The organism is Candidatus Gillettellia adelgis (assembly GCA_020541285.1).
Lineage (GTDB): Bacteria > Pseudomonadota > Gammaproteobacteria > Enterobacterales > Enterobacteriaceae > Gillettellia > Gillettellia adelgis.
The window spans coordinates 254209-281112 of sequence record CP047043.1 but is presented as its reverse complement, the minus strand read 5'-3'; the positions used below and the strand labels follow the sequence as shown (position 1 = coordinate 281112).

The following is a 26904-nucleotide window of genomic DNA, read 5'->3' as shown; positions in this document are numbered from 1 at the left end:
TTTATTCCTCCAGTTGATAAAGACTACGGCTACGAATTTCTTGTAGCAGCTTATCTAAAACTTCATTAATATTGTGAATTCCTAAGTTTCTTCCATGGCGCGTACGAACAGCAACATTTCCTGCTTCGACCTCTTTATCGCCGCAAACTAATATATATGGAACCCGACGTAATGTATGTTCGCGAATTTTAAACCCTATCCTTCCATTTCTTAAATCTGCTTTCGCACGAATACCAGCATCTTGAAATCTCCTAGTCACTTTATGCACATAGTCTGCCTGACTATCAGTAATATTTATTACGACTACTTGCACTGGAGCAATCCATGTTGGGTAAAACCCTGCATATTCTTCAGTAAGAATCGCAATAAAACGTTCTATAGAACCTAATATAGCCCGATGAATTATAACCGGCAGAGCGTGATTATTGTCTTCATCAATATAAAATGCGTTTAAGCGATTCGGCAAGAAAAAATCAAGCTGCACAGTACCACATTGCCATGCACGATCTAAACAATCATGTAAAGTAAATTCAATTTTTGGCCCATAAAATGCCCCTTCACCCGGTTGGTATTCAAATGCAATACCTTTTTCAGTTAATGCAGCAGCTAAGTCTTCTTCCGCACGCGTCCATACATCATCTGCCCCAATGTACTTATCGGGGCGCGTAGATAACCTAACTGCAATCTTATCAAAACCAAAGGTAGCATACAAATCATAAATCATACAAATACATGCGTTTACTTCAGAACGAATCTGCTCTTTAGTACAAAAAATATGCGCGTCATCCTGCGTAAAGCTACGTGCGCGCATTAAACCATGCAACGAACCAGAAGGCTCATTTCGGTGGCAGCTACCAAACTCTCCCATGCGTACAGGCAAATCGCGATATGACTTTAATCCTTGATTAAAAATCTGTACATGACCTGGGCAGTTCATTGGTTTAATGCAATAGTTCCGGTTTTCTGATGACGTAACAAACATTGCATCTTTATAGTTTTCCCAATGACCGGTTTTTTCCCATAGCACATAATCCATCATAAACGGACTCTTTACTTCTTGATATTCATATTCTTTAAGTTTTATGCGAACAAAAGCCTCTAATTCACGGAAAATTATCCATCCGTCGTTATGCCAAAACACCATTCCAGGTGCTTCATCTTGAATATGATACAGATTTAGCTGTTTACCAATTTTACGATGATCTCTCTGCACTACTGCTTCCAAGTGTTGTAGGTAATCATTTAGCTGCTTTTTATCTGCCCAGGCAGTACCGTAGATACGCAATAACATTTTATTTTTTTGATCACTGCGCCAGTAAGCGCCAGCAGTTTTTTGTAGCTTAAAATGCTGACAAAAACGCATATTCGGTACATGCGGACCACGACACATATCGATGTATTCTTTGTGCAAATACAGACTAGGAAAATCTTTATAGCTAATATTTTCATCTAGAATAGCGACTTTGTAGGTTTCATCGCGTGCAACAAAGATATTACGTGCTTCTTGCCAACTAACCTTTTTTTTAAAAACAGTATAATTTTTATCCGCAAGCGCATGCATACGTTTTTCTAATAGATGCAAATTTTTCTGTGTTAAAGTGTCGTTAATCTCTACATCATAGTAGAAACCATTATCAATTACAGAACCAATGGCCATCTTAGTATTTGGCCATAACTGTTTTATCGCATGTCCTAATAAATGCGTACACGAGTAACGAATAATTTCTAATCCTTCAAGATCCTTGGTGGTGATGATCTGTAGTGTAGCATTAGATTGAATCCGCTCCGAAGCATCGATTAACTTCCCATTAACTCGACCAGCAATACAATTTTTCGCTAAGTCAGGCCCGATATTGCAAGCAACATCCAAAACAGAGATAGGATGATTAAAATCATACCGACTGCCGTCAGGTAGCGAAATAATAGGCATTAAAATCCTTATTGATACTAAATACTGCAAGACATAGTAACATACATGGTCAATGCTTCCGAAAGAAGTCAGGCCATCCCCTTAACTTTAAATTTTATTGAGCATATCATCGACACTTATACCACAGACTATATTTATATAAATAATACTCTTTAAGCATAATCAGTGACAAATACTATAAGTTCGAGTATGCCGTATATAGATGGGTCTGTATCTTCGGTATCTTTCTATTTTCATATGTTACTGTTCTGCTTGGGCTGTTTAATTAATTCCCTGGAAATTTATTGCATTGCCGTTTTCCCGACACTGGAATTATTTAGGGTATATGCTATTTAGCATATATTATCGTTTAACATAATAATGCAATAAGTATTTCTCATATAGAAATTTATGTATTTTTACTGATAATTTTAACAATCATCAATCAGTTATTCTCCAGAAAGATAGTGAATTTCTATATATTTTATAATCACTGATAATGCGATATACTTAATACAATAAGTCTTAGTATAGCACCATGTAAATTTCATATACTACCCAGTCAGTAGAGTTTAAACTATTTTACAATGAATATTGTAATAGAAGAAAAGACTCTAACAGCTACATCAATGTAGTACAGATGATAGATTAATACTCTATACCCATTATTTTCTAAGCTTTAACGATATAATAAAGAAACCGCAAGTTGATCAAATATACTTTTAATAACGTTATCGTTATACAATAAGCTGTTACTTATTAATATAATCGCGTGATCCTTATAATTTTATCTCAGAAATATCTAGAATACGCAACATTAGTTATACATATACAACTTTTACTGTACAAACGATGCCTAATAGGTAGTGCATTCTAAACTAGGTAGTCATTATTGAGTCAATTAAAAAATTAGGAGGTATCTAAATCCTAGAGAGGGTTGGATAAACTGATGATGCTATTATACGTTTAAGTACACACAACATTCCATTTTTCTACTATGAATATAGTAGCTAATGCAATAAATCTTTATACCAATCTATGAAATACTAACAGCATCATTGTAATACTGAACATGTGAGTCAAATTACGGAATAACATAAAAGAAATAATTTTTAGTGAAACCAACATTACGACTACTCACATTATCCCTACTGTCTGCAATACAGTGATAATAGTCAATACAAGTACAAAAAACTCGAAGCCTAACTACTTTTCTAGTAGCTAAGCACTTCTATACAGTATAAATTAAAGCAGTAAATATAAAATCTATTCGCTCTAATACCATGCTTGCCAAGATAGTACTAGGCATTAATAACGTTAATTTTCATCGACTATCTGTAATACTGAAAAACTATTATCAAAATATATTACTTACGCACTAAGTGCGTGTGGATATACAAATATCCCCTCAATACAATCGTGATCGAACAGATAAAATCACTATATTATCTTATTTCACCTGATTTCTCTTTTACAGATAGCCAATGGTGACTATATAGAACATTTCAAACAACAATTTCCGAGTACAAGTAGATCCTACTGTATATGTCATAACTAAGTTTAATAGTATCGAATGAGCAAAGTATCATCAAAATAACTAACTCTATAGCATAAAATCACACAACAGCACTTTTCAGATTAAATCTGCAACGATAAAAAATAATCACGCACTGTAAAAATGAATCAACAAACAGTGCATTAATAATTGGTCTAAATGTTATCGTAATTTTATAGGGTATGCAAATACTATGTCATTTCGAGGCTAATACAGTGTTTTCAGAAGTACAAGAAAGTTATTAGCAATACCGACGTTTGTAAAACTATAATAACGTCGCCAATAACACGATTAAAAACTCGAGTAAAATAAATAGCACTACTTCTAGTACTATAATAATAGAAGTAATCAGCGCTCAGTTAAACCAATCAGTGAATATATATAGTAGTGCCTAACGTGCTGACTGTCGCGATCACTAAGCGTACATGACGGGTTTTTCTGCTATTGTACAAGTATTGAGTAGAATGAAGAAAACATTTTAAGTATAGTAACGACATACTGAGTCGAATCACATGATTTATATTAAAATGTCATCAGCATAATATTTTTTTGCAATAATGATAATATCGAGAAAGATATTCTAAAGATACATTTAATTTATTGTACATTTTTTCGGCGATGCTGAGAATATTTATAAAGTTCACCCGCTGCATATTAATTAATATTAAATGGAGTGAAAGGATTAGTCCACTAACCAAATAGTTAAAGGTAAAAAACTAATATCGCATTTTAACACAGTTGAGTAATATAACACATCAACGTTATTACTAACACTATTAATATATTAGTACAAAATATACTAGCAAGAAGCTAAGGTAGCTTAAGTACATCAGCCTTATTTATCTCGAGAACCATGATATGTGATCATGCATTGTCTATCAATGCCTATGCCTATCATCTCGCAGCATCAAGTAAGTTAAGCAAAACTCGCAGATATCATCAACGATAGCACTGATCTAAACAGTTTTGCTATATAATTATAATTACAAGTTGTATGATGCGTTCTATCATTTACAACAACTTTCCTTTGTATTAGTTTCGTACTACTGCATCAGCTCCATCATGACTACAGAATAGTATTAGACGCTCCTCATCAAACACAGTGATAATCTACGAACCGTTATCAGTATGTAAAAACCCTGTTTAATAAATGGATAGCTGGTTGTATCTCGCTAAACGCCACCTTTAAATTATTTTTCGCAAAAGTAATGACTGTAAAACATTTAGTAACTACCGCGTGATTCATGAATAATGAATGTACTTATAAAAGGATATACGGGTAGTTTTTACTAGAACCATTTATTATAACTACGTCTTCTATAATTACGTGAAAATTGTAAACTATCTCCTTGCTCTACAGTACCTAGAAAATCAGATTGTTTAAAAGGAATTCAGACCAGTTTTTCACTAAGTAGTGCCAGTCGCACAGCAAGTTTTACTAGGTTAGTATAATCTTTAAATAACATGGATTTCCACTTTTTTATACCGATTAATATACAAATACAATCGCCTTACAATAGTAAACCTAGCATTGTGAATTATAGTATTATCGTTGTTATAAATTACTACTATATCGTCCATGTTTAACTTTGGATAACCACACGTTTTAAATCATTAGCTCAGTTTTTGGCGAGAGTTGTTACGGTGTAACATTACTCAATTAAGATTGATGGGGAGGTAGTCTGTTTTAGTGAATAATCAGTAAACATACAGTGCACTATTATATTTTACACTAATCTCTTTTACTTGTTTTTTTGAGTTGCCTGAGATGATAGCGTCGCTCAATACGACAGGAATATGATAGATGCTAACCACATCGATTTACGTATCATACTTTCTGCAGCGCAGCCTATGCATCGACCGTTATTAACTAGAGAGAACACTCCTTTAGTCTGTAATCCTTCGCCAGATCATTGAACTTCTCCGTTACTGATTATTAATTAATGCTCAGCCGTAAGTAAGGGGTATATTGCAAGTATCCATGCAATAAGGTATAAAATACGATCATTTAGAGAGATGAGCCTGAATATTACGGGTATAACCTGCTATATACGTGGGGTCATGTTGTATGAATATCTTTTTGATATTTTAATAGCCACTACTGCATTTCCTAGTTACAAGCAAGCATGTAAGTTTAGATTATTATTGCAAAGGACCTTCCCGTATCAACAGTAGCTGTAATACCTATAACAAAAAACTACAGGTACATATTTTATCTTAACAAATCATTAGAACCAACGTTCCAATCCATGGTAGTTCAGAAGATGAAATACACATGCATACTATAATAGCTCGCACTATTAACTAATAATGGTAAACTTCTTTGTACAATGTTATGATAAATTTACTACAACAGCCTTACGTGCTAAACTTTGCGCAATGTCCTGAAGAATAGTAAAAATAGTAAATATAAAACATTTCTTCGCTAAAAAATTTTATTTAATCGATTTATGCTGGGTGTTAAAAATAACATATAAAAAGCATATGAAAACAATCAGCCAAAATATCTACAGGTATAAATAAGATTTTTTAAAAAACGCAGTAAAACTCATTTAACATTATCATTTAATACCGTTAAGTATCAATATCACTTGTTATATAATCACATATTGCAAGTAAGTTATTGGAAAATATTTCTATGAATTATAGATCACGCCGATTAGTAATGTTGATATCTAGACTACAAAATTCTATTTGCTTCATCTAATTGCGTGCAAGGTAAATTATATTCATAATACTGCGCATTAAATATACGTTAGCTATTATGATCTATACTGCTCTCTTAATTACTGACTAGAGTAAGCGTTTTTTGGAGTAACACACTGCATCCCTATGTTTTACCTGTCTACTGTAGATAAACGCTATTTACACTGTACATCAGTTCCTTAAATGCTTAAGTATTTATTATCTAATGCCTTACGGATCATCGAGATATAGCACTGTCCATGCCTATTTTTTTAAAATAGAAATTTAACGCTCAGAATATTTAAAAATTTGTACATAAGTCATCAAAAAAAATAAATTTAGTGCTGATTCTGAACAATAATTAAATGAAATAGTCAATTTTACCGGGTATTTTAACGTCTATAATAATCCTTGGATTATATCTAATTTAACTATAAAATACTATGATCAGAGGATTTTTACTATTAAAGTTTGATACTTTACACTCATTATCCTGATCGCACGATCTATACTCTTACCAAGATGAGACGTTGAAAGGAAAATAAATTAATCTAATACCGATAAATATCACTCGTCCAATACAATTAGTTTTATAAAATACCTCAAATAAACTTTCCGATCACATATAGAAATTTTCTGACGCTGATAAACAAATAACATAGCTCCTGACAACTACACCGCATAACTGTCTTATTATAGATGTTTAGTTGCGCTAAATAGCCAGACATAAAACTAGCAGAAAAACTGCATTATTTTAATCATTCGCTTATCATGACGACCAAATAATATAGCAGTAAATTTATGCTAATTTAAAAATCGTTATTACGACGATCTACCATACATATATAGTATCGTAGACTATAGTTGATCAACTATGAGCCAGTAGTTATGCTAAGTACCTCAGTTCAGTCACTTAGTAATTGAAGCATATGCTATTGGAATGCCAAAATCAAAGTCATGCCCAATACGCATTGGTAATAGATTTTTACTCGTTTCACAAGCAAATAAATTTATACTAACATTATGCCATCAGCAAGAGTGTCTAGTCATTATATGTAATGTAAAGACTAGAATGATAATACCGTTTGTCCATAAAGCTATCTTAGCTTATTAAATTACATAAGATTTTTGAAATAAAAAACGATCTAATAACTATAGCCCAAAACGATCATTACTTATTCTAGATCCATGAGTCTTACTGATGTAGCAATTACCTAATAATGCAATTATGTAAAATACTTAGTGATTTATAAAACAATCGTTATATTCTTAACTTACTATTGCTCGGAGTATTCTCTAGAAAGATAGCTCGCTCTCTCATTTGTGTATCATAAGATAATAATTAGAGCGTTGAACGATATTTTTGTTAATTAAAACGGCGCTCCTAGTTGTTACTCACACTATACAGTCTGGCTTCTTTCGAAGCTTCTTCGCCATGTCAGTGATCTCACGGCTATGCTTTGTCTACTATAATACACATCGTTAAAACCAAAGAGTCATTAAAAATCCAGCGCCATAACTGAAATTATGAGGTTACTGCTCTATATAAAAGTGATAGAGGAGCGTAAGCTTTAGTGTGATTATATGATTGTGAATTGATTATCAAGATGATTATCGTAGTAACGCATGAATTACTTTTATCTTCATCATTATAAATCAAGGTTTATTAACTAATGCTCAATAACAATCCTAAACTAACGGATTCACTAATAATTTGTCGTAACGCTACTAATATTAATTAAAATAAAATATTGTGCTACTAGTGATACCTGATGAGATGCCATTAATATTCTGGGATTTTCAAAAAAATAAATTAAAATACTGGTAGTTTTAACATCACAAGACACGTAACATTATTTAGGATAACGAGTTATTAATAGACATTAAAACTAGCACAACAATAAAATCAAGTACTGCTTTTTTCACTACGCAAGCATTGAAGAACCGCTTAATAAATCTAACATTAAAAAAATCAGTAAGTTTTTCAGACTTTTACGTTTCATGAATAGATGTTATGTTCAACCTCTTATCAACTTAAATTATATATGTCTAGTATCTAGAATAGAGGCGAATCATTCAAAAGAGCGGACACGAAATCTCTCTTTAATAGGTTGCTTTTTAAGGCAACTAAACCCACTCATATTAGTATTGCTTAGCTTTCAGATTCAATAGGTCAGTAATACGACCTACGTACATCTCTGCTGATCGGCCTACAGATTCATACAAAGTTGGGTGTGCGTGAATAGTTAATGCAAGGTCTTCAGCGTCACAGCCCATTTCAATAGCTAGTCCAATTTCACCTAATAACTCGCTACTATTATTCCCAACAACAGCACCACCAATGATGCGATGCGAGGTTTTATCGAAGATTAGTTTAGTTATACCATCTACACAGTTGGAAGTAATAGCACGGCCAGAAGCACTCCATGGAAAGGTAGCAGTTTCATAGTTAATATTTTTGTCTTGTATGTCTTTCTCGGTTAAACCTACCCATGCTACCTCTGGTATAGTATAAGCAATTGATGGAATGACTTTTGGATTGAAATAGTGCTTCATGCCAGAAATAACTTCTGCGGCTATATGACCTTCATATACACCTTTGTGTGCTAGCATTGGCTGGCCAATAATATCGCCGATAGCAAAAATATGCGGTATATTAGTGCGCAATTGTTTGTCTACATTGATAAAACCAAACTCATCGACGTCCACTCCTGCTTTTTCAACATCTAATAGATTACCATTCGGTATGCGTCCAATAGCTACTAATACTGCATCATAGCACTTTGACTCGGCTGGAGAGTTTTTCCCTTTCATCGTAACATAGATGCCAGTCCCTTTAGCATCTACTGCGATCACCTTAGTTTCCAGCATAAGGTTAAACTGCTTTTTAATGTGTTTTGAGAAAACTGAAATAATATCTTTATCTGCAAGTGGTATTACTTGATCTAACCTTTCCACTACGTCGATCTGTGATCCCAACGAATGGTATACAGTACCCATTTCCATACCAATAATACCCCCGCCAATGACTAGCAAACGTCGTGGGATAGTGCTTAGTAATAATGCGTCAGTAGAATCCCAGACACGTGGATCGTTGTGAGGAACATGCGATAATTCGATAGGACGAGAACCCGCAGCGATAATAGCATAACTAAAATTAATCGTAGTAAAACTACGCGCCCCTTCAACTACCAAAGTATTCACACTTGTAAACCTTCCTAATCCATTGACTATTGTGATTTTTCTTTCTGTAGCCATACTAAATAGCCCTTGAGCTAATCGCGTAATTACTTTTTCTTTCCAAGAACGAACTGCATCAATATCTGTTCTTGGTTTATTAAAAATGATACCCTGTGCGATTAATGCTTTAGCTTCTTCAATCACTTTAGCAAGGTGCAATAGTGCTTTAGAGGGGATGCATCCTACATTCAGACACACTCCTCCTAATGTTGAATGACGTTCAACTAGCACGGTTTGAAGACCTAAATCAGCACAACGAAAAGCTGCAGAATAACCTGCTGGACCCGCTCCAAGCACAACGACCTGAGCTTTAATTTCAGTACGCATGACCACCTCTGCATTAATTATCAGGGATAGTTTTTATTGCCCCGACCTTTTATCTTTTTACGCTGAAAGTCTTATTGACTATATTCATTTTATACCAATCTTGTTGCAAGTTACCTTCACATCATCTGTTCTGGTATATTTCAACGATTTGCTAATGGCAGCTTCAATAGATATATAGCTCTCATTTTACATTCAGATAGAGAACCAGTGTAAACGCTATTTATATTGATGTCTGTATTATTTACTAACTGACTAATATCTTGTTAAAATTATTGTATAATAAATGTAATAATTTAACGTCCGATGCAATTGATATTAATGCAATAAGGATATAACAGTAATGTATTTTACTGTCATTACATTACTAAACAGCGAATATCAGACAACATATTATTAACAATAGTAATAAAACGTGCACCATCAGCACCGTTGATTACACGGTGATCAAAAGAAAGTGATATTGGCATTATAAGACGTAGCATAAACTCTGTACCATTCCAAACCGGCTCTATATTACATTTAGAAACACCTAGAATCGCCACTTCTGGAGCGTTAATAATCGGTGTAAAATGAGTTGTCCCAAGCGCACCTAGACTAGATATAGTAAAACAGCAACCCTGCATATCTTTTATAGTTAGTTGGCCATCATGCGATTTTTTAATCGCAGCTGTTAGCTCACGCGATAGCTCAGTAATGCTTTTTTTATTTACATCTTTAAATACTGGCACTACTAAACCATTGAGTGTATCAACTGCCACACCAATGTTTGTGTATTTTTTTAGGATCAGCTTTTGTCCGTTTTCAGAGAGCGAACTATTAAAGCGTGGCATCTTCTCCAAAGCGACTGCTGTAGCTTTCATAATAAACACCACCGGCGTTAACTTTATACCTAGATTATGTTTAGCTGCGTCTTTGTTTTGTTTCTTACGAAATACCTCCAGATCGGTGATATCAATTTTATCAAAGTGAGTCACATGCGGAATCATTCTCCAGTTTCGGCTTAAATTAGCACCAGACACTCTCTGAATATGCCCCACATCGATTTCTTCAATCTCACCGAACTTACCAAAATCTACTTTTGGCCATGCCTTCGTACTTTCTAGAGTAGCTATTGGTATAGTATTTGCATGTTGTGCTAATTTTTTCACATATGCTTGTACATCTTCGCGCAATATGCGACATTTACGACCAGAACCTTTGATTTGTTCTAGATTGATACCAAATTCACGCGCTAAACGACGAACAACCGGAGTCGCATGGACATATGAAGCATTTTTAGTACATCTGTTTTGATTATCAATATGCGTATTGGATGTAGTCGTATCAACGGATTTCTTAGTTAATAGTGTTTCAACTTCTGTATTTAGAACAGATGTGGCATTGGTTAACGTTATAGCGTGTACGGTAAAGATCATAATTAAAAAACCGGTTTTCACTTTGTCACCAGATTTAATGCGAATCTCTTGTACCGTACCAGCAATTGGTGCAGGAACTTCCATAGATGCTTTATCGCCTTCTACAGTGATCAACGATTGTTCAGCGGCAACTTGATCGCCAACCTTCACCATGATATCGGTGATTTCCACTTCATCTTCACCGATGTCAGGTACCTTGATTTCGATAAACATTATCCCGTACCTCTTATGCTAAACGCGGGTTAATTTTTTCTGGGTTGATATTAAATTTTTTAATTGCATCAGCAACTATCAGTACTGCAATTTCACCACGTTTTGCTAATACACTTAAAACAGCAAGCACTATATAAAATTCATCTACTTCAAAGTGATCACGCAGATTTTTACGACTGTCTGAACGACCAAAACCATCAGTACCTAGTACAAAATAATCGCTCACTGGAATATAAGCGCGCACCTGCTCTGCGAATAATTTCATATAATCGGTGGCTGCTATTACTGGCGTATCATTGATTACTTGAGCAATATAAGGTACATGTGGCGTTTCAGTAGGATGCAGCATATTCCAACGCTCACAGTCCTGTCCATTACGTGCTAATTCAGTAAAAGAGGTCACGCTATACGTATCAGAGCCTATACCGTAATTTGTCGCTAAAATCTTTGCCGCATTACGCACATGTCGCAAGATAGCACCAGAACCCAATAACTGTACTTTACCTATTCTTCCGTCTATGGTCTCTAACTTATAAATTCCTTTACGAATACCTTCTTCCGCATTATGCGGCATTGCTGGCATAAAGTAATTTTCGTTGAGCGTACTCAAATAGTAATAAATATTTTCAGGTGCATCACCATACATGCGTAATAAACCATCATGCATAATTACAGCTACCTCATAAGCATAAGCTGGATCGTAAGAAATACAATTCGGAATCGTTAAAGATTGAATATGGCTATGACCGTCGCCATGTTGTAAGCCTTCACCGTTTAAAGTTGTTCTACCTGAAGTACCACCAATTAGAAAACCACGCGCTTGTTGATCCCCTGCCGCCCAACATAGATCACCGATACGCTGAAAACCAAACATTGAATAGTAGATATAAAACGGAATCATAGGTAGATCGTTAGTGCTATAGGAGGTTGCAGACGCCAACCAAGAAGCCGCTGCACCTAGTTCATTAATACCTTCCTGCAAGATTTGACCTTGCTTATCTTCTTTATAATATGCAACTTGTTCACGATCTTGTGGAGTATATTTCTGGCCATGAGGGCTATAAATGCCAATCTGACGAAACAGACCCTCCATACCAAAAGTACGCGCTTCGTCGGCTACGATAGGTACTATGCGATCTTTTATTGACTGATTCTTTAGCATTACGTTCAAAGCACGCACAAAGGCTATAGTTGTAGAGATTGCTTTTCCTTGCGCTTCTAGTAATGAGTTGAAATCCTTTAAATCTGGTAATTTTAGCTTTTGGGTAAACTCTAGCAAACGACTTGGTAGATATCCTTTTAAGGCTTGACGGCGTTCATGCAAATACTGATATTCTGGAGTATTTTTTTCGAAAAAAATATATGGTAATTTTTCAATATCAATATCAGAAACCGGTATGTTAAAACGATCTCGGAATTTCTGAATCCCTAACATATTCATATTCTTAACTTGGTGAGAAACATTTTTACCTTCTACCATTTCCCCCATACCATAACCTTTAATAGTATGAGCCAAAATGACCGTAGGTTTACCTTGGGTATCCTGTGCTTTTTTTAATGCAGAAAAGACTTTTTTTGGATCATGACCTCCGCGATTTAATGCCCAAATTTCGTCGTCGGTCATGTCCTGAACTAACGATTGAGTTTCTAAGTAACGACCAAAGAAATGCTGACGTACGTACGCACCGTCTTTAGATTTAAAAGTTTGGTAGTCACCATCTAGCGTCTCATTCATTAGTTGGATTAACTTACCGCTAGTATCTTTACTTAGTAATGTATCCCAACGACCACCCCAAATTACTTTTAGCACTTGCCAGCCTGCTCCAACGAAGACGTCTTCTAATTCGTTAATTATCTTACCGTTACCAGTAACCGGTCCATCTAAACGCTGGAGATTACAGTTAATAACAAACACCAGATTATCTAGGTTTTCACGGGCGGCAATTGTGAGTGCACCTTTCGACTCTGGTTCATCCATCTCGCCATCACCTAAGAAAGCATATACAGTTTGTTCTGAGGTATCCTTTAAACCCCGATTATTCAAATACTTTAAGAACTTAGCTTGATAAATCGCACAGATTGCTCCCAAACCCATCGAGACAGTCGGAAATTGCCAGAAAGCTGGCATTAATTTTGGATGTGGATAAGCAGACAATCCTGCCCCATAAACTTCTTGGCGGAAGTTATTCATTTGTTCTAAGGTAAGACGGCCTTCAAGGAAGGCGCGTGCATAAATACCCGGTGAGATATGTCCTTGAAAGTAAACCAAATCTCCGCCATCTTTTTTATTTCGAGCACGAAAGAAGTGGTTAAAACATACTTCGTAAAATGTCGCAAAAGACTGGAAAGATGCCATGTGACCACCTAGCTCTAAATGTTTCTTAGAAGCACGAAGAATCATTATAATAGCGTTCCAACGGACAGCTGAACGAATACGGCGTTCCAGAGCTAGATCTCCTGGATAAGGTGGTTCATCCTCTACGGAAATAGTATTAATGTAATTCTGACATACAGAATTACCCACTACGTTAACACCGCACCCACGAACCACCCCTAATAACTGCTCAATTAAAAACACAGCGCGCTCAACACCTTCTTCACTAATGACCGATTCGATGGCCTGCAGCCAATCGAAAGTTTCTAATGGATCCACATCATTAGTTAGATGTTGTAGCATGGTGTATTCCTTCTCTGTCTAAGTGTTTGTTAAGCGCCGGAGCCTATTTTTATACAATATAGGAAGACTGGCTGTGCAGTTAATGTAAAAACTTAACTATACGCATCTTTTTGCATATTCCAGAAAGATAGCAATGCGGTAATAGAATTGTCAGACACTGATATTCATAGCATTTGTTATTAGATGCAAGTGAATTTTAGGGATGCAATTCATGCATCCCTAACAGTTTACCTAAATATATCACTAGAGTAAGAAAGAAAACACTGATACATATACAACCGAAAAATCACAACCATAGCATCTTAGGTTTACTTTTTATATAACTGTACTCTAAAGAGAGTCGTTCTGGGTGTTGCACTGTTAAAAATGCCATGACGTTCTGGTGTCGATTACACTCCAAAATAAGAGCCACTAAGACTTCTTTTATAATCATAAAATAATGACATCAGCTGCATATATCTTGTGCAGGAATATACAACATAATCCCTTAAAATTCTGGGATGACAATGATATACTCCGTCTAATATTCTACTATTCTACAGATCGAACAGATTTTTTAGTTTTTTTATACTTCATTACAGAATTAGCTGTTAACTTTTATAGTCAGTAACATAATATTATATTACAATCAGTGCTTATTGTCGCAATTTTTACTATGTAATAAGTTAAGCCTAGCATTAAAATCATACATATTCCAAAATACCTACAAACTATAGCATTTAAGAATACACATCTAACATTTGTTAATACCATGTCACGTTATATCACGAACAACTATATCTTACAGATATATAGCGCATTTATTAGATCAAATTTCAACGCTAGATAGATAAAAAAGAGGTCACTGAAGGCTAGAAGACCCCGTATTTCTTTCAGCTCATGCCACATATATGTTGACTTTCTGATGTCTAATGAAAGCCTTTAAAATTCTAACTACTTACCAGTTTTTAGAGAAAAATGTCAACATAAAACAATTTCTCTAGCTTACCTAATAAAATACACTCTTCTAAGGAACACTATGTGCTCTCTAAGTGAAGTATTGTAGTGAAAGGTTCATAGTATCGAATAGGTTTGACGAAACGTCCTGTATAATACAAGTGATTTCTTTTCTGAAAAGCATACGAATTTCATTAGTAATGGCACTTACAAGTTATCCTATATATTCATATGATGCAACGAGATAAAACGCTATCTAAATTATCCGAATTATCCTAGTCTTCATACATGGTCATACTTTAGTTATTAAAACTACTTTCTTGTTTACAAACAAACTTTGTTTTATAACTATGACAGTAAAATTTAGCACGAGAAAAAACATTTAAACTGCTCTGTCACAAATGTCTTGACATAAAAACATATATACGCATTAGAATGGTTTGCTAACTTGTAGTGTTAGCCTACAAATATATAGTTAATGTTATTTTTCATGTGAGATTTTCATGTATTGGCAGACTCGAAAACACTTACTTAATAATAAGCTAGAAATAACATTATAGTCAGAGCGACTAAAGAAAATAAAGAATGAAAAATTTACTAATCATCTAATTAATGTTTGTGCATTAAGCATACAGACTATTATTAAGCAGACTAATAAATTACTAAGATAATGAGCTGGTTTTGTTCATTAAAAGCATATAGCTCATACAAGTAATAAACATTACAAGATCACTAAATACTTTTTGAAAAAACTAAAAGAGCAAAACGCTAGAAATTGTTATATCTCTGTGCACATTATGAACACACTAAAGTTAAAAATATCACTAAGACGGCAATCTGAAAATATAGTGTTCTAATAAAAACATCACTTATTCTGTTATAAACTTACTCGATAACACCACGAATATCTTATCCTTAATAAAGCAGTTTTCTATGGCACAGTACTGACAGAAACCGAGCGCTATTAATAGATAGTTAGTTTTGTTACCCTGTGTCTTCCGACCATGTCTAAACCTGATACAATCATGCAAGCAAAAATAAAGACGCAACAACCGTTATGTCATTGCATTGCAGTTTTTCCGGTAAAATACACTATATTTTCTATATATCACATTACCTACTCTTAATTAAAATTATTAAGCAAAATCTATTCTTACTGCCAGACATTAAAATATGATGATCACTGGATCAGATGAATAATTCTAATATTTTAATATACCGCATAATGTCTATTAAAAATAACACCCAGGATATTACACCATATCCGCTCCTAGCTGGCAGTTTACTTAATGTATACCAGCGGATACTATAAGTTGTATTTTAGTAATTTTTGCTCATTCAAGTACTTACTCGTATCTCCTTTTTTCAGGGATCGACAACATTGTTATTTCTCCGTAACGTGCTAAATTATAGTGTATATAATTATTATATTTCAAAGTTCAAAGAGGTTACGAGAGAAGTATCATTAACTAAAAACCATTAAAATAGTGCTGGAATTGAGTCAAAATCCGCACCCTTCGCGTAAAGATACGATCTATCATTATTTTTTCAGCCTACTCAGTGAAAATGTAGGATGCATAAGATATATTAATATATATGAACCTGACAATATATCTCACGTCAGCTACATTATTTAGTACATAAGAATTAATATTAAAGTATATTGTTTGTTGTTTTGTTCCTTATACTATTAAACACTAACATCACAAATAAAATGTCAACTATTATACAGAATATTATTTTTTATAATTTATAGTGATCCAGAAAAATTAAGCACTATCATGCCATAAATAAAACAGGTATCCTAACCACTATTCATACAATATAAGTCATTCTGCAATAACAAGAGGTTTGATTTATGGACGGTAAAGAATATGGCAATCAGCTAAAACGTGGCTTGAAAAATCGTCATATACAACTTATTTCTTTAGGTGGCGCAGTTGGTACGGGATTGTTTCTCGGTATTTCTCAAACCATAAAAATGGCTGGTCCTTCAGTGATTTTAGGGTATGCTATTGGCGGTTTTATTGCGTTTCTAATTATGCGACAACTAGGTGAAATGGTAGTAGAAGAGCCAGTAGCCGGTTCCTTTAGCCATTTTTCATATAAATACTGGGGTCATTTTGCTGGCTTTGCGTCCGGCTGGAACTACTGGGTGCTTTACGTATTAGTAGCGATGGCAGAACTTACAGCAGTTGGTATCTATGTACAATATTGGTGGCCAGATATCCCCACTTGGATTTCTGCCGCTGTGTTCTTCTTACTGATTAATGCTATTAACCTAGCAAATGTTAAGATCTATGGTGAGATAGAGTTCTGGTTATCTATCATTAAAGTCGTTGCTATAATGGGCATGATCATATTTGGTATCTATTTACTACTGAGTGGCATGGGTGGCCCAGAAGCTACCTTCACTAATCTATGGAAGCAAGGTGGTTTTTTACCAAATGGCGGCAGAGGGTTAACAATGGCGATGGCGGTAATAATGTTTTCATTCGGTGGTCTTGAATTGGTCGGCATTACCGCAGCGGAAGCTGAGAACCCAAAAAAAAGCATTCCAATTACTACCCATCAGGTTATCTACCGTATCCTTATTTTTTATATCGGCTCACTGACAGTGTTATTATCACTCTACCCTTGGAAAAAAATAGTCGAAGGTAACAGTCCTTTTGTACTCATCTTTCATGCGTTAGACAGCAAACTAGTTGCGACTATGCTAAATGTCGTCGTACTAACTGCAGCGCTGTCAGTATATAACAGTTGTGTATACTGTAACAGTCGTATGTTATACGGCCTAGCGCAGCAAGGAAATGGGCTAAAAAGTTTACTAAAAGTTGATGACCGTGGCGTGCCGATCCTCGCTATCGGAATTTCTGGTATCGCTACTGCATTGTGCATTTTAATTAACTACTTAATCCCTGAACGTGCTTTTAAATTATTCATGGCACTAGTAGTATCAGCACTCGTAATAAATTGGGCGATGATTAGCTTAGCGCATCTAAAATTTCGTGCAGCTAAAAACCGTGAAGGTATTAAACCTCAGTTCAAAGCATTCTGGCATCCGTTCAGCAATTATTTATGTCTGATGTTTATGGTTTTTATTTTAGTCATTATGTATCTAACACCGAGTATACAAATTTCAGTATTACTACTCCCAGTATGGATGGTAATCCTAATTATTGGTTATACTATAAAGAAGTATAGCACCCGCATTGCTAAATGTTAAAATTTAGATAAATACTGTATATACTCTAATAATGTAGATATTTTTTGAGAAAAAATATACTTTATATTAGAATTTAAAATTATTCTTGCACAAAGCTTAAATGCTCATTTAATTATATTTTTAGAATAAGTGATGATCTTTTCCAAAATATACTAGAATAATCTGGCATTATTATTGTTTCGATTCGCTTGTATCTACAGTAGTAATATTTTATAAATTCCAATAACTTACGGTGCTTCTCTTATAATATAGTTATCGAGTATTAATGTTATTAAGATGTCACTGTAACACTGAAAGTAAATTAAAATTGCATAAAACAATCAATTAACCAGGAATTCATTTAATATGCTTTTTTCTACAAAAGTGAGCCCTTAAAAAAAGGGGTTGATAACTAGCTCATGATAGTCAATTTTATGTAACTTATCATGAAGAAATCACTCTGATTTATTTAAAATGCAATATCTATAATACAATTATATACTTTAAGATATACCGTGCTATCTAGTCGCGTAAGTCGTGTAACTATTCCACCATAGCACTTACCTCAGTAAGTGATTAAGTCACGTAAGCACGCTAAGGTAAAATGCAACCTTCGGTATAACTAATGTACTAATCGTATTAAGTAATAATTTTATATTGACGCTCTAGCGAATTAGAATAAAATTTATGAGCACAAACTCCTAATAAGTCTATTGTAATAGCACCTACTATCTTCATGCGTTTTTCAAGTACCACTTTATTAATTGTACTTTTATTAGTAATCCCTTTGGTTGTACCTGGTATGATGCAATAATATTACAATATTTGGAGGAATGTTCTAAAGATTATTAGAGAGGGTGCCATGATGGCTATAACTTTATTCTAAACAGAACGATTATACAGCCTTCCTAATCATCAATGTGTTGTAATCAAGCATTGAACCTTCTTAAAGCAACATCATCCTCGCCACTAGATTATAGGGCCACATATGTCTAACACTCAATTACAGAACCATCCATGGTTCACTGAATTAAACATACATGACCCGGCCCCTCTGTATAGAATTCAACACACTGTGCGAGTTCGCTATAATAGTCATACAGAAATTAAATATTAAGTTTTTGCTAAATTTATATTTGTAAGGCAGCATTTGATGACTGACAAGTGCGATGATTAACACCATGAGTATAAATTTAATAGATATCATTCTGATAGCTCTAGATACACTGTCGACAACGTTATAATCTTCCTGCACTAAATTATATTGAATAACGCAATCAGAATCAGACACATTTTATCCAGTTATATCATTGAGAATATCCGCTGGAATCAACATCTAAAAAAACCATATAAATGAAGGTTATATTTTTAAAGTGTCCAGTATCTAGAATTGTTTAATAAATTTATTATAAATGAATTAGTGACTATTTAAAATTGTATAATCTCTTTGAGGTTTAGTAACAATCGCTTGATCACCTTAAAGTTACATCATTTGAAATGACCAATAAGTCTGGCGATATTCCTTATACCTTTACATGATAATTTCTGTTATCCTATAATAGATTGAGAAGACATTAATATTTAGCTTAGTAAACACTATACCCATACTAAAAAATATCTTGCATAAACATTTACACCTAGAGAGGAAGTAATGACTTACTCAAAGAGATGATAATGTAAGATACGTATGACCTCCTCGGCATTATTACTAGGCACCAAGAAACATAAGTTATAATTGCTTGCACCATAGCAGATCATTCGAATGTTAAATGCATTAAGTACGCTAAATACTTGATTACCTACACCACACGCTTGCAATAATTTATTACCTATTAACGCCACCAATGCAAGGTTTTCTTCTACTTCTGTTCGACACAATGTAGACAGTTCGGTTAACAATGATCTCGTTAAGGGTGTTCTGCTAACAGATGTAGAAGTTGTGGTATCTATTGTGAGAGCTATGCTCACTTCTGAAGTAGTGATTAAGTCAACTGAAATATTATGTCGCGCCAGAATATTAAACACTTCCGCTAAAAACCCATGTGCATGCAACATATTTAAGCTGTGTAGCATTAACAGGGTTTGTTGATGACGTAATGTTAGTGCACGAAATAATGGCGGATTCTGAATGGTATTACATACTAACGTTCCGCCGGAAGCGGGTTCTTTACTGGAACCCACAAATACCGAAATATCGCTACGCATCGCTGGTAACAGGGTTGCTGGGTGCAATACTTTAGCACCAAAGTTAGCCATTTCCGCCGCTTCTTCAAAAGTAATACTATCAATACGCTTCGCTACCGATACCACATGCGGATCAGTAGTATATATTCCAGGCACGTCTGTCCAAATATCAATCTGGTTCACATGCAGCGCTTCGCCTAATAATGCGGCACTGTAATCACTGCCGCCTCGCCCCAACGTAGTAGTTCGACCTTGCCGATCGCTACCAATAAAACCCTGAGTAACGACAAGGGACTCTTGTAAACATGGTTTTAGTCGCGTTTGAGTAAGTTTACGCAATGCAACGCTATCCGGTGTCGCTCGGCCAAAATTATCGTCAGTACGCATAATAGTTCGTACATCAAACCATTTCACCTGCACATTACGAACACGCAAAACCTCAACGAATAATAAAGTAGATATGAGTTCTCCATAACTAACCAACTCGTCAGTTATAGCTAAGGAAGGTGTCAACGATGCAACTTCTGAGAGAACAGAAATACTTTCTAGCATGCGGTCTATTTCTTGACGACAACTATCTGATGCCTTTAGGCACTCAAGAATAACATATTGAATGTGGCGAATTTCATCAATCCAATGGTTACGTTTATTAGCGCTACAACCTTCAGCTAGAGCTATCAGTAAATTCGTAATTTTAGACGAAGCAGATAATACTACTAGACGTATGCTAGGATTAGCAAGTACTAAATCAGCACTGCAATTCATGGCTGTAAAGTCCGCAACACTTGTGCCACCAAACTTAGCTACTACGATAAAATCGTGCAGTTTTTCTGGAATCATATGAAGTCTCATATCAGGGATACTGTCTGCAGACTGTAGTGGTTTTTTAAACCTTTCTACCCCATCTCACCGTTGTAGAATAAGTTAAAGGATAACTATCGCCATGCTTTAAAGCAATTAATCAAAGCATTTGTTGAACTATGATGGCTATTAACCCGCTGAATGCCTGCTAGTTCTAACAATATTTTGTTAGCTAAATTCTTTCCTAACTCTACACCCCATTGATCGAAACTAAAAATATTTAGAATAGCACCTTGAGCAAAAATCTTATGCTCGTATAATGCGATCAGTATGCCTAAGCTGAATGGAGTAATTGCACGTAGGAGAATAGAGTTAGTTGGTCGGTTACCCTCAAATACTTTAAATGGCGCTATATATTTAATGTCTTTTGTCTTTTTTCCAGAAGCTACCAATTCTGCTTCTACTGTCTCTAACGATTTTCCAAAAGCTAATGCTTCAGTTTGGGCAAAGAAATGTGACAATAGTTTATCATGATGGTCATTTAATGGATTAAGACTGACCGCCGGAGCTATAAAATCACAAGGAATCAACTTCGTTCCTTGATGAATGAGCTGGTAAAACGCATGTTGACCATTAGTACCTGGCTCTCCCCAGATGATTGGACCAGTCTGGTAATTTACTGGATGACCGTTTCTGTCTACGTATTTACCATTAGACTCCATATTTCCTTGTTGAAAATAAGCGGAAAAACGGTGTAAGTATTGATCGTAAGGTAAAATAGCTTCTGTTTCAGAACCAAAAAAATTACTATACCAAATACTAATAAGTGCTAATAGTACTGGCAGATTTTTCTCTAACGGAGTTTCCATGAAATGCTTGTCCATCTCATGTGCGCCACTGAGAAGTTGTTCAAAGTTCTTATAACCTACTGAAAGAGCAATTGATAAACCTATTGACGACCACAAGGAGTAACGACCGCCTACCCAGTCCCAAAATTCAAACATATTGTCAGTATTAATGCCAAACTTCATGACTGCGCTGCTATTAGTAGAAAGTGCAATAAAATGTTTTTCTATATCTTTATCGTTAGAAGTATGATTTAATAGCCAATCTCGAGCACTATTGGCATTTGTCATGGTTTCTTGAGTAGTAAAAGTTTTAGACGCTACTAAGAACAGTGTTGTTTGTGGGTTTAAAAATCTTAATGTTTCAGTGATATGCGTGCCATCAATATTAGATACAAAGTGCATATTTAAGTGATTTTTATAAGGCCGTAATGCTTCAGTAACCATGTAAGGGCCAAGATCAGAACCACCAATACCGATGTTTACTACATCAGTAATAGGTTTTCCACTGTAGCCTTTCCAATCGCCAGTGATCACCCGCGTACAACATTGCTGTAGCTTAAGTAATACCGCATTTACTGCTGGCATAACATTTTTTCCGTCAACAAAAATTGGACTATTACTACGGTTTCGAAGAGCAATATGTAATACCGCTCGATCTTCAGTGCGGTTAATTTTTTCACCAGTAAACATTGATCTGATTGCGCCCTGCAGATCAGTTTCCTGCGCTAGCGCCTGTAGTTTTCTTAATGTTTCTGTAGTAATACGATTTTTGGAGTAATCTACTAACATTTGATCTTTAAAAATGACAGAAAATTTTGAGCAACGGTCAGTATCTTGTGAAAATAAATCGGAAATATGAATGTTTTTCATTTGTAAAAAATGCTGTTGCAAAGCTTGCCAAGCAGCAGTATGAGTTGGATTAATATTTTTCATAGCAACTCTCTTAGACTAAAAAAAATATGCTACAAATGTTCTATTGTAGCTTGATTCGATTGTGATTTCGTGTTCACAATAACCAACTATTCTATTTTGCTCGGTGCTATTTGTTTACTTAACATTCTAATCAGAGCGTAATAGTATTGTCATGCTGTGTAAAAGCATTCGAACAAACCTATACAAGGTTACAAATGAAATTTAACAATCTAATTAATTAATTTCTAGTAACGCATAAAAGTTAATAATTCAGGTAATCCAGAAAAACTAATAATTAAAATGAGATAATACCAATATATCTTGTCGTTTAGTGCCTCTAAATAATGCAAATATATTTTCTACTCTAGTATGTTGTGAGTTTATAGAAGATTTTATTATAGATGGAGACAATGATGTTAGTATACATTATTATTTACTATAAAGTTTTTAAAAATTTTTTAACTTATAGATGAATAAATAGAATACTCTCTCTAAATAAACTTGCTTCCAAACATTAACATATCAATATTATAACAATACTAGACCGAATTTACTCTTTTCTTTAGAACTGATCGTCATAATTAATACTATGAAAGTATCAGTCATGATGAACATCGCGCTTCTAGCTTGTCATGAACTGTTTCTTACTGTCTAGGTTTTATGTGCTAGTTTTATTGCGTGACCAAAGCAGGATTTCACGTATTAACTAGACCATTATAATATCTCTTGTCTACTATTATAGTAGTAGATATATCTCTAATATAATAATACAATTACTAATATCACACGATAATTTTTTGTCCATTCTTAAAACCGCTCCGTAAGATCTATCTTAATAGCACAGTAATTTTTTACATTGTACACTTTACGTATAAGACATGATATTTACTACTGCAAGACAATACCTTTACCGCAAGATAATACCTTGTATTTATTACGAGTTTAAGTGGAACAATAAATGTGGAATAGAATTTATTCTATAAGAGCTATTTACTATTTATTTTAGTGAGGCAATCAATGATAGTTACATGAAAAATTACGCCATACAAACTATTACTGCAAAACATCAAAGTAACCATAAAGATACTGAGCAGAGATAATGCCATGACTAATATCAAAATGACATTTGATATTCAGTATAGTCTCAAAAAACACAACAACTAATACCAAACTATCTATTCAAGAACAACAAGAAGCAGAAGATATCGAAGCAACAATAGTTAACACACGATAGTAAATGTATTAACACGATGCTGCACTGATACGCTCGGTACATTTTTCTACTAAGCATTGCAGTTGTAAGTTTACTATAATTTTTCAAGTATCACAATAGAATTTTCAAAACGAAAGTTCCGAGTATTATTGCACTGATCATACTACTCAACACACGACGCCTATAGTATAGAGATCGATCATACAGAATTGTAATAACATATAATGTACTAAAATAGCGCTCACGCTAATATCAAAGAAATAATAGTTATGAATTACTACACTGTTACTGCATAGTAATCTTAAACAATTTCAAAATTATACTTATTCTTTTTATAGAAAACACCTAAATGTACAATATAAATGCATTAAACCCCACTTAAGTGTCACTTAGCACGAGATACCAAAAGAATCTTTGAGTCAATCAGGAGGATTGATATGTGTTACTATAGAATCGTAACACACACGTACTGTATTATGAAGTGAAATATCATGCATCACCATAAGAAATAGTCGGTTTTATATAACTGAAATAATTGTGCTGCAGACATAAGTGAGGCAGAATTTAAATAGTATAGGGATATTTATTTCTCATTGATTATCTGACTCATGATTTACCTAAGTGACAGCAGCCTTATCCATAAGATAAATCAACAATTTTGCAATCTCTAGTGCACCTAAGTCGCTGCTAGCTCTCGTGCGTAAGAACTTTTAGATTGCTATGATTTATATGCTTTCTGCTATGTTGATGCGCCAAATCTTATAACGACGTACGCTGTTAGCTATGATATTTAAGCTACGTCTTTATAGTACGTTGAGAGATCTGTATGCAATCATATTTTTTCTTACCAAGATATCTGCAAGAGAAGCATGCACAAGTTACTATCTGTCTGAAGTGCACGAGAATGTTACAATCATGTTATTTAAACTGTTTATACGATATGAGTATTGCAATGATTACAAGAAGAATACTGTAATCATTGCTTAAGATAGCATCTTATCACAGGCTGATAATGGCTTTCATCGTATAATATATTATTGCTTAAGCATTATATAATAGGGTACAGCATGCTAATGCTAACAGCTATGAATCTAGCATATAGGGTAATGGCTTAATTGTCAAATGACTAGTGGCGTCAGCACGTATTCGTAATTTGCTATTAGTATTGAGTTTTTTATGCATAACTACCTGTACCCATAACATATCATTGGCCAACATACTAGCAGCCAACACTGTTCCGGTACGCCGCCAATGTTCACCTAATTGTAGTTCTACATCTTCTGCTATCTGAGGTACACGACTTGCCTTACCTTCTAGCAAATACAGTGCACGTTGATTAGTACCACGAAACTTAGCACGTGCTATCATTTCCTGGCCTATATAGCAACCTTTTTTAAAACTAATACCGTGTAAGGCTTGTAGATTAGTAGCCTGAGGAATTAACTGCAAACTATTAGCAATATCAATAATTGGGTAACCAGCCTCGATATCCAATACTAGCCACTGACGACTGTTATTCAGATCAGTCTGATTATGCATTTTTGTTACTAACTTCTCAGCAGTGATAGTAGTCGTAATCAGCAAGAAACGCTCAGCTGGTTCAGAAAAATGCAATAAAGTAACATCATCTTCTTGTATTATTTGGTGTGCATTATCTGGAAGAGTCACAAAGATACTGGCTAAAAATTCGCGAGCATTAAAACCAGCGATACCGAGCAATACTCGATCATTGTCAACAGCAATAACAACACTAGAGAATACTGCGTATTTCTTAATGTTAGTTAGTTGACTCGTGAGCACGCTACGGCGCAATATATAAGCATAACCTTCTCGATAATGAAACACACGTAAGTTACTCCACATTTTCCCTGCAGCATTGCAATGACCACACAGTACGTGTTGATCAACAGCTAACCTAGTAATGTCTATTGTTATTTGACCCTGCAGGTATTTTTGTGTATCCGGACCATGTAGCGTTACTAACGCCCAATCTTCTAATGAGATTAATGTCAACGTTAAATGCGCAGAGGCATAAGGCTGACGTGGTGAAAATGAAATATTATTGGTCATAGTTAGTGCCTGCACATTGATTAGGACGGCGCTTATTCTAGTAAGCTGTGAATTATCTAGAATGACTACTCTGTGCTGTTGAGATAATCTACGGTATATTTAAATATATTAATAAAGGACAGAGAGATTTCAGGCTGCTATTTGTGCTTACATTTTCGAAAACACTATAAAATATGGAGTGATACGTGGTATGTTTATTGTAAATATCTTTCATACTTGAATATCATAGTTGATTCATGTTAACCACTTCACTTAACTTTTACTAGCTCAGTTCTTCTTATTGAGTAAACGTTAAACTTTTATGATATTCATATCATATCATTGAGTAATATCGTTAAATATTAAAGATATCACCTTAGTAAATTCTGTTATTCTATCATTTTTTGTTTTCAGAATCCTAGAGAGTTGCTCTATTAAATTTAATCTTATAATTTACTTATTACTTCATGACTTACATGCCGCAATAACACCATAGCACTTCCAATATATTTAAGTAGTATACACCTTCATAAGAGAAATATTGATTATTTTACTCTTAGTATCTATCCCATGAGTATGCAAGTTATATGCACTGTAGAATAAATCAAAACACCCAATCTTTTATTAAAGAGGATGGTATATCAACAAATATAATCGTATAATATCTATTTTATAACATATCTAAGAAAACGATGTACATATAATGGCTAACGCTTTATAGTTATACAAATATGG

At 34.5% G+C, this 26904-nt stretch carries 7 protein-coding genes and 1 pseudogene; 1 reads left to right on the top strand and 7 read right to left on the bottom strand.

Features of this window, described 5'->3' with window-relative positions; genetic code table 11:
* Position 1: 1 nt before the first annotated feature.
* The 4 genes and pseudogenes from thrS to aceE form a co-directional block, all read right to left on the bottom strand.
* Entirely contained in the window at positions 2-1930 is a 1929-nt protein-coding gene (gene thrS / locus GIY03_RS00535) for a threonine--tRNA ligase (protein WP_457913780.1), read from the bottom strand.
* A 6361-nt stretch (positions 1931-8291) separates the two neighbouring features.
* A complete protein-coding gene (lpdA, locus tag GIY03_RS00530; protein WP_457913779.1) occupies positions 8292-9716 on the bottom strand; it encodes a dihydrolipoyl dehydrogenase in 1425 nt (474 codons plus the stop codon).
* Between the two features lie 356 nt (positions 9717-10072).
* Positions 10073-11335: pseudogene (aceF, locus tag GIY03_RS00525) on the bottom strand (dihydrolipoyllysine-residue acetyltransferase); the annotation flags it as partial.
* A gap of 22 nt (positions 11336-11357) precedes the next feature.
* Positions 11358-14021: a pyruvate dehydrogenase (acetyl-transferring), homodimeric type gene (gene aceE, locus GIY03_RS00520; protein WP_457913778.1), complete on the bottom strand. Its 2664-nt coding sequence runs from the start codon at positions 14019-14021 to the stop codon at positions 11358-11360.
* 2794 nt (positions 14022-16815) lie between these two features.
* Here aceE and GIY03_RS00515 point away from each other — a divergent pair.
* Complete coding sequence (locus GIY03_RS00515; RefSeq protein ID WP_457913777.1) at positions 16816-18183, top strand: amino acid permease; 1368 nt, start codon at positions 16816-16818, stop codon at positions 18181-18183.
* Positions 18184-19818: 1635 nt separating this feature from the next.
* On the opposite strand, the gene lysC is transcribed toward GIY03_RS00515, so the two are convergent.
* From lysC to ygfZ, 3 genes are all read right to left on the bottom strand, one after another.
* Complete coding sequence (gene lysC / locus GIY03_RS00510; protein ID WP_457913776.1) at positions 19819-21186, bottom strand: lysine-sensitive aspartokinase 3; 1368 nt, start codon at positions 21184-21186, stop codon at positions 19819-19821.
* Positions 21187-21281: 95 nt separating this feature from the next.
* Positions 21282-22928 (bottom strand): glucose-6-phosphate isomerase, encoded by a 1647-nt coding sequence (gene pgi, locus GIY03_RS00505; RefSeq protein WP_457913775.1) that lies wholly within the window; start codon positions 22926-22928, stop codon positions 21282-21284.
* Positions 22929-25203: 2275 nt separating this feature from the next.
* Positions 25204-26190 (bottom strand): tRNA-modifying protein YgfZ, encoded by a 987-nt coding sequence (gene ygfZ / locus GIY03_RS00500; protein ID WP_457913774.1) that lies wholly within the window; start codon positions 26188-26190, stop codon positions 25204-25206.
* Positions 26191-26904: the final 714 nt, after the last annotated feature.

Bases quoted from the DNA above. Each gene is read 5' to 3' on its own strand.
- thrS (WP_457913780.1), bottom strand. From the start codon at position 1,930: ATGCCTATTATTTCGCTACCTGACGGCAGTCGGTATGATTTTAATCAT.
- lpdA (WP_457913779.1), bottom strand. From the start codon at position 9,716: ATGCGTACTGAAATTAAAGCTCAGGTCGTTGTGCTTGGAGCGGGTCCA.
- GIY03_RS00515 (WP_457913777.1), top strand. From the start codon at position 16,816: ATGGACGGTAAAGAATATGGCAATCAGCTAAAACGTGGCTTGAAAAAT.
- lysC (WP_457913776.1), bottom strand. From the start codon at position 21,186: ATGATTCCAGAAAAACTGCACGATTTTATCGTAGTAGCTAAGTTTGGT.
- ygfZ (WP_457913774.1), bottom strand. From the start codon at position 26,190: ATGACCAATAATATTTCATTTTCACCACGTCAGCCTTATGCCTCTGCG.
- aceE (WP_457913778.1), bottom strand. From the start codon at position 14,021: ATGCTACAACATCTAACTAATGATGTGGATCCATTAGAAACTTTCGAT.
- pgi (WP_457913775.1), bottom strand. From the start codon at position 22,928: ATGAAAAATATTAATCCAACTCATACTGCTGCTTGGCAAGCTTTGCAA.